The organism is Pseudomonas sp. TS_SC_3 (genome assembly GCF_056156225.1).
Genome location: NZ_CM149586.1, coordinates 3,942,596 through 3,959,001 on the forward strand (window position 1 = coordinate 3,942,596; position 16,406 = coordinate 3,959,001).

General features: G+C 60.3%; 11 protein-coding genes. 9 read left to right on the forward strand and 2 right to left on the reverse strand.

Annotated features, from left to right (window positions below; genetic code table 11):
- Nucleotides 1–5 precede the first annotated feature (5 nt).
- The 5 genes from AC0J6G_RS18585 (at nucleotide 6) to AC0J6G_RS18605 (ending at nucleotide 8,088) form a co-directional block, all read left to right on the forward strand.
- A complete protein-coding gene (locus AC0J6G_RS18585) occupies nucleotides 6–776 on the forward strand; it encodes a putative metalloprotease CJM1_0395 family protein (protein ID WP_475250301.1) in 771 nt (256 codons plus the stop codon).
- A 164-nt stretch (nucleotides 777–940) separates the two neighbouring features.
- Nucleotides 941–2,746 (forward strand): phenylacyl-CoA dehydrogenase, encoded by a 1,806-nt coding sequence (locus tag AC0J6G_RS18590; protein WP_475250303.1) that lies wholly within the window; start codon nucleotides 941–943, stop codon nucleotides 2,744–2,746.
- Nucleotides 2,747–2,941: 195 nt separating this feature from the next.
- On the forward strand, nucleotides 2,942–4,240 hold the full coding sequence (locus AC0J6G_RS18595) for a GGDEF domain-containing protein (RefSeq protein ID WP_475250305.1): 1,299 nt from the start codon (nucleotides 2,942–2,944) through the stop codon (nucleotides 4,238–4,240).
- A gap of 101 nt (nucleotides 4,241–4,341) precedes the next feature.
- Entirely contained in the window at nucleotides 4,342–6,138 is a 1,797-nt protein-coding gene (locus AC0J6G_RS18600; RefSeq protein WP_475250307.1) for an acyl-CoA dehydrogenase C-terminal domain-containing protein, read from the forward strand.
- A gap of 171 nt (nucleotides 6,139–6,309) precedes the next feature.
- On the forward strand, nucleotides 6,310–8,088 hold the full coding sequence (locus tag AC0J6G_RS18605) for an acyl-CoA dehydrogenase C-terminal domain-containing protein (RefSeq protein WP_475250309.1): 1,779 nt from the start codon (nucleotides 6,310–6,312) through the stop codon (nucleotides 8,086–8,088).
- An 86-nt stretch (nucleotides 8,089–8,174) separates the two neighbouring features.
- Here the strand turns inward: AC0J6G_RS18605 and AC0J6G_RS18610 are convergent, their stop codons facing one another.
- Nucleotides 8,175–8,831 (reverse strand): endonuclease I family protein, encoded by a 657-nt coding sequence (locus AC0J6G_RS18610; protein ID WP_475250311.1) that lies wholly within the window; start codon nucleotides 8,829–8,831, stop codon nucleotides 8,175–8,177.
- A 678-nt stretch (nucleotides 8,832–9,509) separates the two neighbouring features.
- Between AC0J6G_RS18610 and AC0J6G_RS18615 the strand changes: the two genes are divergently transcribed.
- Together AC0J6G_RS18615 and AC0J6G_RS18620 are read left to right on the forward strand one after the other, a co-directional pair.
- Nucleotides 9,510–10,106 carry a LemA family protein gene (locus AC0J6G_RS18615; protein ID WP_475250313.1) on the forward strand — a complete coding sequence of 199 codons (597 nt, stop codon included), beginning with the start codon at nucleotides 9,510–9,512 and terminating at the stop codon, nucleotides 10,104–10,106.
- 17 nt (nucleotides 10,107–10,123) lie between these two features.
- Nucleotides 10,124–12,046 (forward strand): M48 family metallopeptidase, encoded by a 1,923-nt coding sequence (locus AC0J6G_RS18620; protein ID WP_475250315.1) that lies wholly within the window; start codon nucleotides 10,124–10,126, stop codon nucleotides 12,044–12,046.
- Nucleotides 12,047–12,194: 148 nt separating this feature from the next.
- Here the strand turns inward: AC0J6G_RS18620 and tyrS are convergent, their stop codons facing one another.
- Complete coding sequence (tyrS, locus tag AC0J6G_RS18625; RefSeq protein ID WP_475250316.1) at nucleotides 12,195–13,436, reverse strand: tyrosine--tRNA ligase; 1,242 nt, start codon at nucleotides 13,434–13,436, stop codon at nucleotides 12,195–12,197.
- Between the two features lie 294 nt (nucleotides 13,437–13,730).
- Here tyrS and AC0J6G_RS18630 point away from each other — a divergent pair, with 294 nt between their 5' ends.
- Together AC0J6G_RS18630 and AC0J6G_RS18635 are read left to right on the forward strand one after the other, a co-directional pair.
- Nucleotides 13,731–14,816: a GGDEF domain-containing protein gene (locus AC0J6G_RS18630; protein ID WP_475250319.1), complete on the forward strand. Its 1,086-nt coding sequence runs from the start codon at nucleotides 13,731–13,733 to the stop codon at nucleotides 14,814–14,816.
- Nucleotides 14,817–14,964: 148 nt separating this feature from the next.
- Entirely contained in the window at nucleotides 14,965–16,326 is a 1,362-nt protein-coding gene (locus AC0J6G_RS18635) for a putative bifunctional diguanylate cyclase/phosphodiesterase (RefSeq protein WP_475250321.1), read from the forward strand.
- Nucleotides 16,327–16,406: the final 80 nt, after the last annotated feature.

The following is a 16,406-nucleotide window of genomic DNA, read 5'->3' on the forward strand; positions in this document are numbered from 1 at the left end:
GATTTATGCAAATCGGTGGCGCAACGTCTTATCTTGCATCTGCAGCAAGCCTATTGCCGGCCAAATCCCCCTCGGCCAGCGTTTCCCCCGATGTATCCCCCGACATCACGCGCGCCGCCCAGGCGCCGCTGACGGCTGCGCAAGCGCTGGATGATGAGCAATCGGCTTCGGCGCGTGAAGAGGCTGATAAGCCTGCCGACTCCCCGGCAAAAACCGAGAAGTCGCAGCGTAAAGACGGCGAGGGCGACCCTCAGCAGCAGCGTCTTGAACAGCTGGAAATCACCAAGCTGGCCAGCCGTGACCAGGAAGTACGTGCCCATGAGCAGGCTCATGCGGCCATTGGCGGCCGCTATGCCAGTGCGCCGAGCTACACCTATGAGCGCGGCCCGGATGGCAAGCGCTATGCGGTGGCGGGTGAGGTGGGCATCGATACTGGCCCCGTAGCGAATGACCCCGAAGCCACGATGGCCAAGATGGAGGTGGTTATTCGTGCGGCCCTAGCGCCTGCCGAACCGTCAGCACAAGACCGCCAGGTGGCGGCGTTAGCCCAGGCGCAAAAAGCTGAAGCTAGCGTGCAGCTGGCGCAGCAACAGCGTGCGGAGGCGCAGGCCGCCAGCGAAGCGCGCGTGCAGAACAATGAGGAGGATGTAACGGCGGCCGAAGAGGGTGAAGCCGTGGCGCCTGGGCAGCAGAATCGGCCGGCGCCTGGCCTGGATCTGTACAGGCAGATGAGCGGTTTTCAAGAGGCCGTGCCGATCGTTGATTTGGTGGCCTGAGCCGCGACGGGGGTGCTTGACATTAAATAGGCATAAACGTATGTTTCAAACGCTTGTTTGATTGGCCTGGTTGCCCAAAGGCAGCTGAGCTACGGGATAACTCCCGAAACGACCGAATTTCCGGTCACCTACACACTAAGAATCCACCGCAGAGGTCAACCGCTATGCCTGATTACAAGGCCCCCTTGCGTGATATCCGTTTCGTACGCGACGAACTGCTCGGCTATGAAGCGCATTATCAGAGCCTGCCTGGCTGCCAGGACGCTACTCCAGACATGGTCAGCGCCATCCTTGAAGAAGGCGCCAAGTTCTGTGAGCAAGTACTGTCTCCGCTGAACCGTGTAGGTGATACCGAAGGTTGCACCTGGTCCCCGGAAGGCGTGAAAACCCCTACCGGCTTCAAAGAGGCCTATCAGCAGTTTGTTGAAGGCGGCTGGCCGAGCCTGGCACACGACGTTGACCACGGCGGTCAAGGTCTGCCGGAATCGCTGGGTCTGGCGATCAGCGAAATGGTCGGCACCGCTAACTGGTCGTGGGGCATGTACCCTGGCCTGTCGCACGGTTGCATGAACACCATCTCCGAGCACGGCACCGACGAGCACAAGCATACCTACCTGACCAAGCTGGTATCGGGCCAGTGGACAGGCACCATGTGCCTGACCGAGCCGCATTGCGGCACTGACTTGGGCATGCTGCGCACCAAGGCCGAGCCTCAGGCTGATGGCACGTACAAGCTCAGCGGCACCAAGATCTTCATCTCGTCGGGTGACCACGACATGGCCGAGAACATCGTCCATATCGTACTGGCTCGCCTGCCGGACGCCCCGCAAGGCACCAAAGGCATTTCGCTGTTCATCGTGCCGAAGTTCCTGCCCAACGCCGAAGGCGAAGTGGGCCAGCGCAACACCGTCACCTGTGGCTCGATCGAGCACAAGATGGGTATCCACGGTAACGCGACCTGCGTGATGAACTTCGACGGTGCCACTGGCTTCCTGATCGGCCCGCCGAACAAAGGCCTGAACTGCATGTTCACCTTTATGAACACGGCACGTCTGGGTACTGCGCTGCAGGGTCTGGCTCACGCTGAGCTGGGCTTCCAGGGCGGCCTGAAGTACGCCCGTGAGCGTCTGCAGATGCGTTCGTTGACTGGCCCGAAAGCGCCGGAAAAAGCCGCGGACCCGATCATCGTCCACCCGGACGTGCGTCGCATGCTGCTGACCATGAAGGCTTTTGCGGAAGGCAACCGCGCGATGGTGTACTTCACCGCCAAGCAGGTTGATATCGTCAAGTACAGCCAGGACGAGGCTGAGAAGAAAGCTGCAGACGAACTGCTGGCCTTCCTCACGCCGATCGCCAAGGCGTTCATGACTGAAGTGGGCTTTGAAGCGTCCTCCCATGGCATGCAAATCTACGGCGGCCACGGCTTTATCGCCGAGTGGGGCATGGAGCAGAACATGCGCGATTGCCGCATCTCGATGATGTACGAAGGCACCACCGGTATTCAGGCCCTCGACCTGCTGGGTCGTAAGGTTCTGATGACCCAGGGCGGCGCGCTGAAGAACTTCACCAAGATCGTGCACAAGTTCTGCCAAACCAACGAAGCGAACGACGCCATCAAAGGTCTCGTCGAGCCGCTGGCCAAGCTGAACAAGGAGTGGGGCGACATCACCATGAAAGTGGGCATGGCCGCCATGAAGGACCGCGAAGAAGTCGGTGCCGCTTCGGTGGATTACCTGATGTACTCCGGTTATGCCTGCCTGGCTTACTTCTGGGCTGACATGGCTCGCTTGGCTGCCGAGAAGATCGCGGCCGGCGCTGAAGACGAGGCGTTTTACCAAGCCAAGCTGCAGACCGCCAACTTCTACTTCGCCCGCATCCTGCCGCGTACCCGTATGCACGTAGAAGCCATGCTGTCTGGCGCCAACAACCTGATGGACATGGCCGAAGAGAACTTCGCCCTGGGCTACTAAGCTCACATCCTTTACAGGTCAAGAAAACCGCTGCCCCTTGGGTGGCGGTTTTTTTATGCCTGTGGTTTACCCCGATTAACGATGCGCAAAGGCTTAGGTAACGGTCAGGTTGCCCAGCAACTTAGGTGCGAAAGGCCTTGGTTGCAGGCAAAATGCACGCTGTTAACTACTTTTCGCCGCTATATGGGGCTTATCTTGTCGCGTTTCTCTGCTGTGCGCTTCAGCCACTTTCTGCCTTCGTTGCTGCTTTTGCTCGGCGGCATGCTGTTGGCGCGGTTGGCGGTGCTGAGTGAGTTTTTCGCGTCATTGTCCAATGTGTTGCCGACTCTGTTGCTGTTGCTCGGCGGCGCGTTTTGTCTGGTCTATGGTCGTCAGCGTGAAGTCTTCCTGCTGCTGACGCTCTACCTCACCTACTTTCTGCTCGATACTCAGGTCGATCATTTCCGCGCTACGGGGAAGGTGCGCAGCGATGCGGCGCTGATTTTTCACCTCTGCAGCCTGCTGTTGCCGCTGCTCTATAGCCTTTACGCCGCCTGGCAAGAGCGCACTCATCTGCTGCAGGACCTGATTGCTCGAGCCGCCGTCTTGCTCGCAGTCGGTGCCGTGTCAGTGGGCCTGGCGCAGCGCTTTCCTCAGGCCTTGCTGCAGTGGGTGTCGCGGGTGCGCTGGCCTGCCTTGCAGGTTGAATGGCTGACGCTGGTGCAGCTGGCCTACCCTGTGTTTATCCTCGGGCTGATGCTGTTGCTGGTGCAGTACCTGCGCGCCCCGCGGCCTTTACATGCGGCGCAGCTGGTGGGCTTGTGTGGCCTGCTGTGGATGTTGCCAAACACCTTCATCCTGCCCAATGCGCTGAATGTGATGAGCAGCCAGATCATGCTGATACTGCTGGTGGCCGTGGCGCATGAGGCCTATCAGATGGCTTTTCGTGATGAGCTCACGGGCTTGCCGGGACGCCGCGCTTTAAACGAGCGCCTGCTGCGCCTGGGGCGCAGTTATGTGATTGCGATGGCCGATGTTGATCACTTCAAAAAATTCAATGACAGCCACGGCCACGATGTTGGTGATCAGGTGTTGCGTATCGTCGCGGCTCAGCTGCGCAAGATCGGCGGCGGTGGCAAAGCCTATCGCTATGGCGGTGAGGAATTCACCCTGGTGTTTCCCGGGAAAACACTCGAGGAATGCCTGCCGCATCTGGAGGCGATACGCCAGGCCATCGAAAACTACCGTATTCAGTTACGCGACAAGCAGCAGCGCCCCCAGGATGACAAGCAAGGCCGGGCGCGCCGTGCGGGCAGCGCGGCGCAGCAGGTGTCGGTAACTGTCAGCATGGGCGTGGCCGAGCGCGGGCTGGAGCAGCGCAACCCGGAAGAGGTACTCAAGGCTGCCGACCAGGCGCTGTATAACGCCAAAAGCGCCGGGCGTAACTGTGTGCGCAGTTATGGCCAGCGGCGCGGGGCGGTCAAATTGGACGCGGCTCGCGACTCAGCGCGTTAGCTAATGGCGGTGTATTCAGCATTCGCAAGGTGATTGTTGTGGTCAGGCGTGAGGCTTAGCGTAGTGAGCTGACCCACATTCTCGATCACGGAGTAGCCGGCATGCCCGAATACAAAGCCCCCCAGCGCGATATGCAGTTTCTGATCAATGAGGTCTTCGACTTTCAAGCAGGCTACGCCGCGATGGGTGCCAGCGATGCCACCCCGGACATGGTCAGTGCCATCCTGGCCGAGGGTGCGAAATTCTGCGAGCAGGTGCTGGCGCCGCTGAACCGTTCTGGCGATGAGGAAGAATGCCAGATCAACGACGGTGTGGTGACCACGCCGAAGGGCTTCAAGGAGGCTTTTGCTCAATACGTCGAAGGCGGCTGGAATGGTTTGTCCGCTGACCCCGTTTACGGCGGCCAGGGTTTACCGTCCTCGTTGGGGTTAATCATCAGTGAGATGGTCGGCTCCAGTAACTTGTCCTGGGGCATGTACCCCGGCCTCACCCACGGCGCCATGTCGGCGATCCATGCCCACGGCAGCGACGCGCAAAAGCAGATTTACCTGAGCAAGCTCACCGCAGGCAACTGGACCGGCACCATGTGCCTGACCGAAGCCCACTGCGGCACCGACCTGGGCCTGATCAAGACCCGCGCCGTGCCCCAGGCCGACGGCAGCTACGCGGTCACCGGCAGCAAGATTTTTATCTCCGCCGGCGAGCACGACATGAGCGAAAACATCGTTCACTTAGTGCTGGCCAAACTGCCCGACGCGCCGGCTGGCACTCGCGGTATTTCGCTATTTATCGTGCCCAAGTTCCTCCCCGATGCGCAGGGGGATGCTGGCGCGCGCAATGGTGTTAGCTGCGGCTCAATCGAACACAAAATGGGCATCAAAGCGTCGGCCACCTGCGTGATGAACTTCGACAGCGCCACCGGTTACCTGATCGGCGAGGCCAACAAAGGCCTCAACTGCATGTTCACCATGATGAACCATGCCCGTTTGGGCACGGGTATGCAGGGCCTGTGCTTGGGTGAAACCAGCTTCCAGGGCGCACTCAAATACGCCAATGATCGCCTGCAAATGCGCGCGCTGAGCGGGCCCAAAGCTCCGGAAAAAGCCGCTGACCCGATCATCGTGCACCCCGATGTGCGGCGCATGCTGCTGACCATGAAGGCGTTGAATGAGGGCAACCGTGCGCTGGCGTACTTCACCGCCCAGCTGATCGACCAGGCGCACAGCGGTGCAAGCGCCGAGCAGCGCGAGGAGGCTGAAAACCTGCTGGCCTTCCTCACGCCCATCTGCAAAGCCTTTATGACCGAGACGGGCCTGGAGGTGACTAACCACGGCATGCAGGTCTTCGGCGGCCATGGCTTTATCCGTGAATGGGGCATGGAGCAGCTGGTGCGTGACTGCCGGATTGCGCTGATCTACGAAGGCACCAACGGCATCCAGGCCCTCGACCTGCTCGGGCGCAAGGTGCTCGGCAGCCAGGGCAAGCTGCTGCGCGGCTTCACGAAAATTGTGCATAAATTCTGCGAGGCCCAGGCCGAGCATCCTCAGCTCAAGGACTATGTCGCTCAACTGGCCACACTGAATCAGCAGTGGGGCGCCCTGACGCAGAAGATTGGCATGGCAGCGATGAAGAACCCGGACGAAGTCGGCGCGGCTTCGATGGATTACTTGATGTACTCCGGCTACGTCATCCTGGCGTACTTCTGGTTGCGCATGGCCGAGGTGGCTGAGCAGAAGCTGGCGGCGGGTAGTGACGATGCTGCCTTCTACCAAGCCAAGCTGGCCACCTGCGAGTTCTACTTCAAGCGGCTGTTGCCGCGCACCGCCAGCCATATGTCGGGTGCCGAGGCGGGCAGCGAATGCTTGATGCGTTTGCCGGCGGAACACTTCGCCTTCTGACCCGCGGCTGCACGGCTGCCAAAGCCCGCCTTTCGGCGGGCTTTGTGTTGCGGCTGGATAAATGACAATTAGTGACTTGTCAGTCACTACGCGACGCTATGTGTCTAAAAAGTTGTTCGGGTAGACTCCCGCACATCTTTATACCTGCTGGTTCATCCGAGGATTTGCCCCATGGCTGACTACAAAGCTCCCCTGCGCGATATGCGCTTCGTGCTCAATGAAGTGTTTGAAGTGTCCAAGCTGTGGGCCCAGTTGCCGGCTCTGGCTGAAGTGGTCGATGAAGACACCGCCGCAGCCATTCTCGAAGAAGCTGGCAAAGTCACTGGCGGCGTGATTGCTCCGTTGAACCGCAGCGGTGATGAAGAAGGTTGCTCCTGGAGCAACGGCGTGGTGAAAACCCCGGCCGGCTTCCCTGAGGCTTACCAGTCCTACGCCGATGGCGGCTGGGTAGGCGTCGGTGGCGACCCGCTGTTCGGCGGTATGGGCATGCCCAAGGCGATCTCGGCGCAGGTCGAGGAAATGGTCAACTCGGCCAACCTGTCGTTCGGTCTGTACCCGATGCTGACCGCCGGTGCTTGCCTGTCGATCAACGCTCATGCCAGCGAAGAGCTGAAAGAAAAATACCTGCCGAACATGTATTCCGGTGTGTGGGCCGGCTCCATGTGCCTGACCGAGCCGCATGCCGGCACCGACTTAGGGATAATCCGCACCAAAGCCGAACCGCAAGCTGACGGCAGCTTCAAGATCAGCGGCACCAAGATCTTCATTACCGGCGGTGAACACGACCTCACCGAGAACATCATCCACCTGGTACTGGCCAAGCTGCCCGACGCGCCGGCTGGCCCGAAAGGCATCTCGCTGTTCCTAGTGCCGAAAGTCATGGTCAATGCCGACGGTTCGCTGGGTGAGAAAAACGCCCTGTCCTGCGGCTCGATCGAGCACAAAATGGGCATCAAGGCCTCGGCCACCTGCGTGATGAACTTTGACGGCGCCACCGGCTGGATCGTTGATGCACCAAACAAAGGCCTCGCCGCCATGTTCACCATGATGAACTACGAGCGTCTGGGTGTTGGTATCCAGGGCCTCGCGCTCGGTGAGCGCAGCTACCAGAACGCCGTGGAATACGCCCGCGACCGTATCCAGAGCCGCGCACCGACCGGCCCAGTGGCCAAAGATAAAGCCGCTGACCCGATCATCGTGCACCCGGACGTGCGCCGGATGCTGCTGACCATGAAAGCGCTGAACGAAGGCGGCCGTGCCTTCTCCAGCTACGTGGCCATGCAACTCGACACCGCCAAGTACAGTGAAGACGCTACCACCCGCAAGCGCGCCGAAGAACTGGTCGCTCTGCTGACGCCGGTGGCCAAGGCCTTCCTCACCGACATGGCGCTGGAAACCACCGTACACGGCCAGCAGATCTTTGGCGGCCACGGCTTTATCCGTGAGTGGGGCCAAGAGCAGCTGATCCGCGACTGCCGCATCACTCAGATCTACGAAGGCACCAACGGCATTCAGGCGCTCGACCTGGTCGGCCGTAAAGTGGTCGGTAGCGGCGGTGCGTTCTACAAGCACTTCGCTGAAGAGATCAAAGCCTTCACCGACAGCGCCGACGCCTCGCTGGCAGAGTTCGTCAACCCGCTGAAAGATGCCATCGCCAACCTAGAACTGATGACCAGCGACCTGCTGGCGCGCGCCAAGGCCAACCCGAATGAGGTCGGTGCCGCCTCGGTCGAGTACCTGCAAGTGTTCGGTTACACCGCTTACGCCTACATGTGGGCGTTGATGGCCCGTACTGCACTGGCCAAGCAGGATCAGGACGAGTTCTACGTGAGCAAGCTCGGCACCGCACGTTTCTTCTTCGCCCGCCTGTTGCCGCGTATCCACTCGCTGACTGCTTCGGTTAAAGCCGGTAGCGAGTCGCTGTACCTACTCGACGCGGCGCAGTTCTAAGCACGTTTGGCCCTACAAAAAAACCGGCTTAAAAGCCGGTTTTTTTGTGCCTGGGTTCGGAGCGACAGCTGTGTGAGTGGCCACAATCAGTTGTTGATTTGCTGCTCGACCAACTCGGGGTTATCAATAAAGCGATTGCGCGTGCCTTGCAGGTTGGCAATCGTGTCATTGCGCGCCATTTCTTCGGCGTCTGGTGGGTCCATCTGGTGCCACTGCTTGTATACCTGCACCTGGCCAACAATAGGCAGGTCGTATTCAACATGCATATAGAAAATCGCCCGCGCCACGTTGCCCTTGGCTTCGTCACGGGGTTCTACCAGTTGGAAGCTGGTTTTCATGTCGCAGCCGATATCGTCAAATTTACTCGGCACGCTGTCGTCTAAATCACCGAACTGCGCATTGCGCCGCACCAACTCGACGCGAGTCAGGGCCGGGTAGAGGTTATGCAGATCAGACGCCATATAGGCGTAGCGCGGGTTCATGATGCCGCACTGGCGGTCGGTGATGCAGCGCAGAGCGCTTTTCAGCTGTTTGCTGCTGTACACCGGGCTGGCTTTGAGCGGGCCGCTTGCCCCACTAAAAGCCTTGCCGCAATACAGCGTTGTGCCGCCCTGGCCATAGACTTGGCTCCAGAACAGTTGCACGGCGGCTTTGGGGTCGGAAAGCTGGTTTTGCCCATTGGCGGATGCAAGTGGGCTGATGCTGGCTGCCAGGCAGCCAATGGCAAGAAACAATGAGCGCATATGTGGCCCCAGTGACCGCCGTTGACGGGGTCTGTTGTTTTTGTAAGACAAGTTTGAGCTTAACAAAACCCACGTCACAAAATAAAGCCAAGCGCTTGCTTGGTGACCGGTGTTGCAATGTAGGCTTTGGCTTACATCGCGTGCTGCGGATCGCCACTATGCCCGGTGCCGGGCGATGACTAATCTGCTTACCAAGGACGTCGCGCAGGAAGCGCACATTAGCAACAAGGACACGTGGGACAGCTGCCAGGATGGCAAGCGGATCAAGGATGTCAGCAAACAGTCTGCAAAGCCCCGCAATAGCGGGGTTTTCTTTTTTAAGCTCAGCTCATTTATGCGCTTCACCCCTCTGAGCTTGTGCGCAGTAACGCGCCCGACATTTTTGCGTGCTGCATCCATGGCCGCCACCCTCAGCGCCACCGCTGGGCGATGCTAAACAGTGCTTCTGGCCATGTTCTGGCATTCGCCAGCCCGTAACCCCTTCTCGACTTAACGAACCTATTGTGCGTGACGCTGAATGCCGCCTGGCCTCAGATTTGTGCAGCGATAACGTCGCAGGGCATTCGCCTCAGTCAATGTTGCACATCGTATGTGACGCGCAGCTTGCCGTCGCACATTTCCTCCTGCGCTTTTCCGCTACCATCTGCTTCTCTCCCGCATGCGATAAGGATTTCCCCCATGTCCATCTCCACGCTGATTTTCCTGGCGGTCGTCGCCGCGCTGATCTTTTACGTGATTGGCATCTACAACCAGCTGGTGACCCTGCGTAACCGCTTTCAGAATGCCTTTGCGCAGATCGAGGTGCAGCTCAAGCGCCGTTATGACCTGATCCCCAATCTGGTGGAAACCGCCAAGGGCTATATGGCCCATGAGCGCGAGACCCTGGAGGCGGTGATTGCCGCGCGCAATAATGCGGTAACTGGGCTTAAGGCCGCGGCGGCGCAACCTGGCAATGCGCAGAGCATGGCGCAGCTGGGCGGTGCGGAAGGGTTGCTCAATAGCGCCCTGGGCCGCCTGAATGTCACGCTTGAGGCTTACCCGGACCTCAAGGCCTCGGCGAATATGCAGCAGCTCAGTGAAGAGTTGAGCAGCACTGAGAACAAGGTGGCCTTTGCCCGCCAGGCTTTTAACGATGCGGTAATGGCCTACAACACCTACAAGCAGGCGTTCCCGCCGGTATTGCTGGCCGCCAGCTTCGGTCACGCTCAGGACGCCAGCCTGCTGGAGTTCGCCGACAGCGTGGCGATTCAGGAAGCGCCGAAGGTGTCGTTCTAAGTTAAGGGCTCGGCACGATGAATTTCTTCGAGCAACAGGATCGCGCCCGGCGTAACAGCGGGCGTCTGCTGATTCTGATGGCGCTGGCGGTGCTTAGCCTGATCACCCTGACCAGTCTGGCGCTGGGGGCAATCTTGCAGCTGTTCGGCAATGATCAGAGTTCGCTGGGCCTGCTTGAGGGCCCAGGCAGCCTGCTGCCCAGTTGGCCGCTGGTGGGTTGCGTGGCGCTGGCGGTGATCGGTGTGGTGCTGCTGGGCAGTCTGTACAAGCAGCTGCAGCTGAGCCGTGGCGGCCAGGCGATTGCCGAGCGGTTAGGTGGGCGCCTGATCAACCTGTCGCCACAGAACCTCGAAGAGCGTCGGCTGCTCAATGTGGTCGAGGAAATGGCCCTGGCCTCCGGCACTTCCGTGCCGCCGGTGTATGTGCTCGATGATGCCGGGATCAACGCGTTTGCCGCCGGCCTGACGCCGCTGGATGCGGTGATCGGGATTACCCGTGGGGCGATCTGTCAGCTCAGCCGCGATGAATTACAGGGCGTGATTGCCCATGAGTTCAGCCATATCTTCCATGGCGATATGCGCCTCAACACGCGCCTGGTGTCGGTGCTGCACGGCATTCTGCTGCTCGGCCTGATTGGCGGTTTTCTGCTGCGCAGCAACGGGCGCAGTGGCCGTTCCAGCCGTAACAACTCGGTGGCGATCGTGCTCGCCATTGGCGTCACGCTGTGGGTGCTGGGCTATGCCGGGACCTTTTTCGGCAACCTGATCAAGGCCGCTGTGAGCAGGCAGCGAGAGTTTCTCGCTGACGCCTCGGCGGTGCAGTACACCCGCAACCCAGACAGCATCGCCGGAGCCTTGAAGAAGATCGGCGGCAACCTGTATGGCTCGCAACTGCAGGCCGGGCATGCCGCCGAGTTCAGCCATATGTATTTTGCCGCGGGCGTTAGCCAGGCGCTGGACGGCATGCTGGCCACCCATCCGCCCCTGGATCAGCGCATCCGCCGCATCACGCCGGGCTGGGATGGCCGCTATCCGCATGTGGTAGAGCTCAGCGCGGCAACGCCGGGGGCTGCTGCCAGCGATGCGGCCGTCAATGCGTGTGACCTGAGCGCCTTTGTCCCGGGCCTGAGCGCAGCCTCGGCGAGTACGGCGATTGACTCCATTGGCGATCCGCAGGCAACTCATTTGCTGGCTGCGCGTAGCGCCCTGGCGCATCTGGATACCGCCCTGAGTGAGGCTGCGCACAGTTGCAGTGGCGCCCAGGCATTGCTCTACGGCCTGCTGCTCGACCCCGTCGAGACGCAAGCTGTGCAGCAATTACAGCTGCTGCAGCCGCGTATCGCCGCCGAGGTTGCCGCGCAGCTCGAGCAGTTGCGCGTGCCGCTGCGTCAGCTGGCGCCGGGGATGCGTTTGCCACTGCTGGACCTGGCCATGCCCGCACTCAAACAGCTTGCTGCCGATCAGTTCGCCACGCTCAAGGCCAACCTGGCCATGCTGATTCGCGCCGATGGTCGGGTTGCCTTGCTGGAGTGGACCCTGCTACGGATTATCGAGCGCAATGTCGAAGGCGTACGCGCGCAGACCAGCCGCTACCAGCTGCCGGAACTGGCCGCTGAAACCTGTGTGGTGCTATCGCTGCTGGCCCGCGCCGGTGGTGTGGATGAGCCTGCCGCGCAGCTCGCGTTCCAGCATGCCAGCAGCGAACTGCCGTTCCAGCTCGACCAGCTGCTGCCGGCCAGTGCCAGTGACTTAGCGGCGCTTGAACCTGCGCTGCGGCGCCTGAGCCTGCTGTGGCCGTTGCAGAAACCGCAGCTGCTTAAGGCCATGGCGCGCTGCATCGAGCATGACGGCCAGATCAATGCCGCCGAGGCCGAGCTGATGCGCGCGGTGGCGGATATTCTCGATTGCCCGATGCCGCCTTTGCTTGCGGCCCGTAACTGAGTGACCTGCAGTCCAGCGCGTAACTGCGCTGATCCGCAGGAGTATTTGTCTAAACTTTACACCGGGCTCGCGGCACGGAACGCCATCCCACGGCTACTCGGCATTCAGCTCCGATTCACTCCAGGTTGCCGCTGTTGTGCCCGTGCAGTTACTGCGCCTGCAACAGGTAATGGCGCTTCTTGCCCAGGCTTAGCCGCCTTCCCAGTTGCCAGGCCTGCAGCGGTTGGTCCGGGTTGCTCTGCCGTTCGCCATCCAGCAGCAGACCGCCGCCGCTCGCCAGGCGGCGCACTGCGCTGCGTGAGGGCTGTAGCTCATGGCGCAGCAGCAGATCGGTCAGGCTTAAACCGCTCGCCAGGTCTTCCGCGCTCACGCTTAGCTGCGGCAGCTCGGCATCGCTATTCTGCGCCGTAAACAGCGCTTGGGCGGTGGCTTCGGCATCGCGGGCGGCCTGCTCGCCGTGGGCCAGAGCGGTGGCGGCGTTGGCCAGAACGATTTTCGCCTGATTCAGCTCAGCACCTTCAAGGGCGCTCAAACGCGATACCTCATCCAGTGGCAGCTCGCTGAACAGCGCGAGAAAGCGCCCTACGTCGGCGTCGTCGCAATTGCGCCAGAACTGCCAGAATTCGTAAGGCGAGAGCTTGTCGCCATTGAGCCACACCGCGCCGCTGGCGGATTTGCCCATCTTACGCCCGTCACGGGTGGTCAGCAGCGGCATGGTCAGGCCGAACAACGGCTGGCAACCCTGGCGCCGGCCCAGCTCCACGCCGTTGATGATATTCGCCCACTGGTCGGCGCCGCCCAGTTGCAGGGTGCAGTTGTGCCGGCGCGCCAGTTCGGTGAAGTCATGGGCCTGCAGCAGGGTGTAGCCGAACTCCTGAAAGCTCAGCGAGTGCTCACGCTCCAGGCGGTTGCGCACCGCATCGAAGGTCAGTAGGCGGTTGATGGAGAAGTGCCGGCCGACCTGATCGAGAAACTGCAGGTAGCCGATACCGTCCAGCCAGTCGGCGTTGTCCACCACCAGGCCGTCGCTGGGGCCATCACCCAGTTGGATGTAGCGGGCAAAGCAGCCGGTAATCCCGGCGATGTTGTGTTGGATTTGCGCCTCAGTCAGCACCGGTCGGCTGCTGTCGCGAAAGCTCGGGTCACCGATGCGCGTGGTGGCGCCGCCGATCAGCAGGATTGGTTTGTGCCCGGCGCGTTGCAGGTGGCGCATCAGCATCAGCGCCTGCAAATGGCCGACGTGCAGGCTGTCTGCCGTGGCATCAAAGCCGAGGTAGAAGGTGATCGGGCCTTGGTTTAGCGCCAGGCGCAGGCCGTCGAGATCGGTGCTCTGGTGGACAAAGCCACGGGCATCCAGCTGGTCGAGTAGATCAAGGGTGTTACGCGGCATAACTGTCTCCTGGTTAAGGCAAAAACCTGAGGAGACTGGAAGGAGGGTGTGCTATCCGGGCCGCCTCAGGCGGATCGGACATGCAACAACGCATCTACCGCCTGGTGAGAGGGGGCAGGGCGTAATAGAACGCGGAAATTGGGCAAATGTGTGTGTGCATGGGGCGGCACTTTAAGGACTTTGGCGGGCAAGTCAACCGTCCGTGGTCAGCGCCTGCACGCTGCCTGGCTGGCCAAGGCCCTAGCAGTTGAGGCACAGTGAGCCACCAAACCGCTATCCATAAAGCATTGAACTATGTTTTTTCGACCGCGAACCCAGCTCGGCAGTGGCAACAGCGCAGCCGTAGACGACTTGCAGGACGCAGGCCAGCGCTCGCTGATACGTATGATTTTTGCGGCCACCGGGCTGACCCTTGGCGTGTTCTGTGCACTGCAATTTGTGGCCGGTAACTACCTGTTTGCCAGCTTCGAGTTGGTGGGCACGTTGATATTGCTGTGGGGGGCTTGGCGCATTGTCAGGGTGCGCAACCTGCTGCCCTGGATCTACCTCTACCTGCTGCCGACCTTCAGTTTTCTGCTGTACATCATCGTTATCCCCAATGCCTCCAAGACTGCCTTCGTCTGGGTCTACAGCATCCCTGTGCTGTCCTATCTGCTGCTGGGGCGTAAGCGCGGCAGCCTGCTGTCGCTGCCGTTTATCATCGGTGCCTGCCTGCTGTACCTGTATACATATTCGATCCAGATGGATGCCGAAGGGCTGATCGATTTGGGTAATGCGGTGTTCTGCGGGTTGATGATCCTGGTGTTCGTTTATCTCTACGAAGCCCGCCGCGCCGCTGCCTACCAGCAGCTGCAACATATGGCGCGCACAGACGCCCTGACCGGTGTCGCCAGCCGTGGCAGTTTCCAGCAGAGCCTGGAACAGAGCATCCGTGAGGCGCATCGCAGCGAGGCCAAGCTGGTGCTGGCGGTGTTGGATGTAGATCACTTTAAAAGGGTTAATGATCAATATGGTCATGATGCTGGCGATCAGGCCCTGCGGTATATCTGCAACAGCCTTAGCCAGCGCCTGCGCGCCACCGATACCCTCGGCCGTTTAGGGGGGGAAGAGTTCGGTTTGCTGTTGCGCAATACCGATGGTCAGGGCGCTGAACTGCTGGTGGACGCGCTGCGCGAGCAGCTGTGTAGCCAGCCGATGCGTTATGGCGACCAGGAGATTTCGCTGTCCGCAACCTTCGGCCTGGCCGAATGGCCTGTCGATGGCATTACCGCCGAGCAGCTTTACCGCTGCGCCGACCAGCGCCTGTATTGCGGCAAAGAGCTGGGTCGCAATCGCCTGGTTGGTCGCAGCAGTGTCGTGGATGAGCGCTGCGGCGCGTAAATACGGCCTATGCACCACGCATCGTGTAATCGCACATAAAGCCTTAGCCGCGGCGTCTACACTCAACACGACTGACTGATAAGCCGCAGCGCAGGCATGCACTCGGACGGCTATCTTCGCGAAGCTACAGGCCATTCAGGGACTTTTAATGACCGTCCTTCCAGCCTTTATCAAACAGATCATCAAGCTCTGGCATTCGCCTGATCTGGCGCTGATTGGCCAGCGCCGTGAGCGGCGTATGCGCATGCTCGCCAGCCTGGTATTGCTGCTGGTCGGTAGCTTCTGGGGCATCTTCTTCAGCCTGCGCGGCGAGTGGGGCATCGTCCTCATGGACCTGCTGATGATCCTCTGCGGTCTCGGCGTATTCATCCTCACCCTGCGTAATCGGGTGCGTCTGGCTAACTTGTTGTTGTTCGGCGTGATCATTCTGGTGATTGTTGGCACCACCTTGTTGATGGACCCCCACACAGCCGCCGCACCGCGCGCGACCCACCTGTATCTGCTGCCGATTGCGGTGGCGGCGCTGATAGCCTTCCGCGATGAGCGCCTGTGGCTACGTTACGGTGTTGCGCTGATATGCCTCGCTTTATTTACCGTGCTGGCCTCCTCATCTTGGAGCCCAACCAGCGCCTATCACCTGCCGGATGACGTGCGCACGGCCGGCTCTTGGGTGCAAAGCGTGGCGGCCATGCTGATGCTGTTTGCCCTGCTGCACATTCTGCAAAGTGATGCCGCAGAACGTTCGGTGCTCGACCGCGACCTACACGCTGCGCTGCGTGAGCAACAGTTTGTGCTGCACTACCAACCGCAACTGAACAGCGCCGGCAAGGTTATCGGCGCCGAAGTGCTAATCCGTTGGCAGCACCCACAGCGCGGGCTGGTACCGCCCGCTGAGTTTATTGACCATGCTGAGAAAACCGGGCTGATCATCCCTATTGGTCAATGGGTGCTGGAACAAGCCTTGACCCAGCTGCACGCCTGGAAAGACGACCCGCTTTACCGCGACATCAGCCTGGCGGTAAATATCAGCCAGAAGCAGTTTCGCCAGGCCAGCTTTGTCACCGATATGCTCGGGCTTATCGAAACCCACGCCATCGATGCACGGCAGCTTGAGCTGGAACTGACCGAAACCCTGATCGTCCACGACATCGACGACCTGATGCGCAAAATGGCCGCGCTGGTCGAGCGTGGCGTGCGCTTCTCTTTGGACGACTTCGGCACCGGCTTCTCCTCCCTCAGCCACCTCAAGCGTCTGCCCCTCAATACCCTGAAAATCGACCGCTCGTTTATCAGCGACGTGCTCACCGATGCCAACAGCCAAGCCATCGTGCGCACCGTAATCGCCCTGGCGCAAAGCATGGGCATGACGGTGATTGCTGAAGGCGTGGAAACTCAGGCGCAACAACAGTTTTTGCTAGGCAATGGCTGTACGCAGTTTCAGGGTTACCTGTTCAGTAAACCGCTGCCGCTGGTTGCATTTACTGCATTTGTAGAAAAGCAGAATAGCTGAGAGGCAGGAACGAAAAAGCCGCACAGTGCGCGGCTTTAAAGGTGGTGGGCCCACACGGACTCGAACCGTGGACCAAAGGA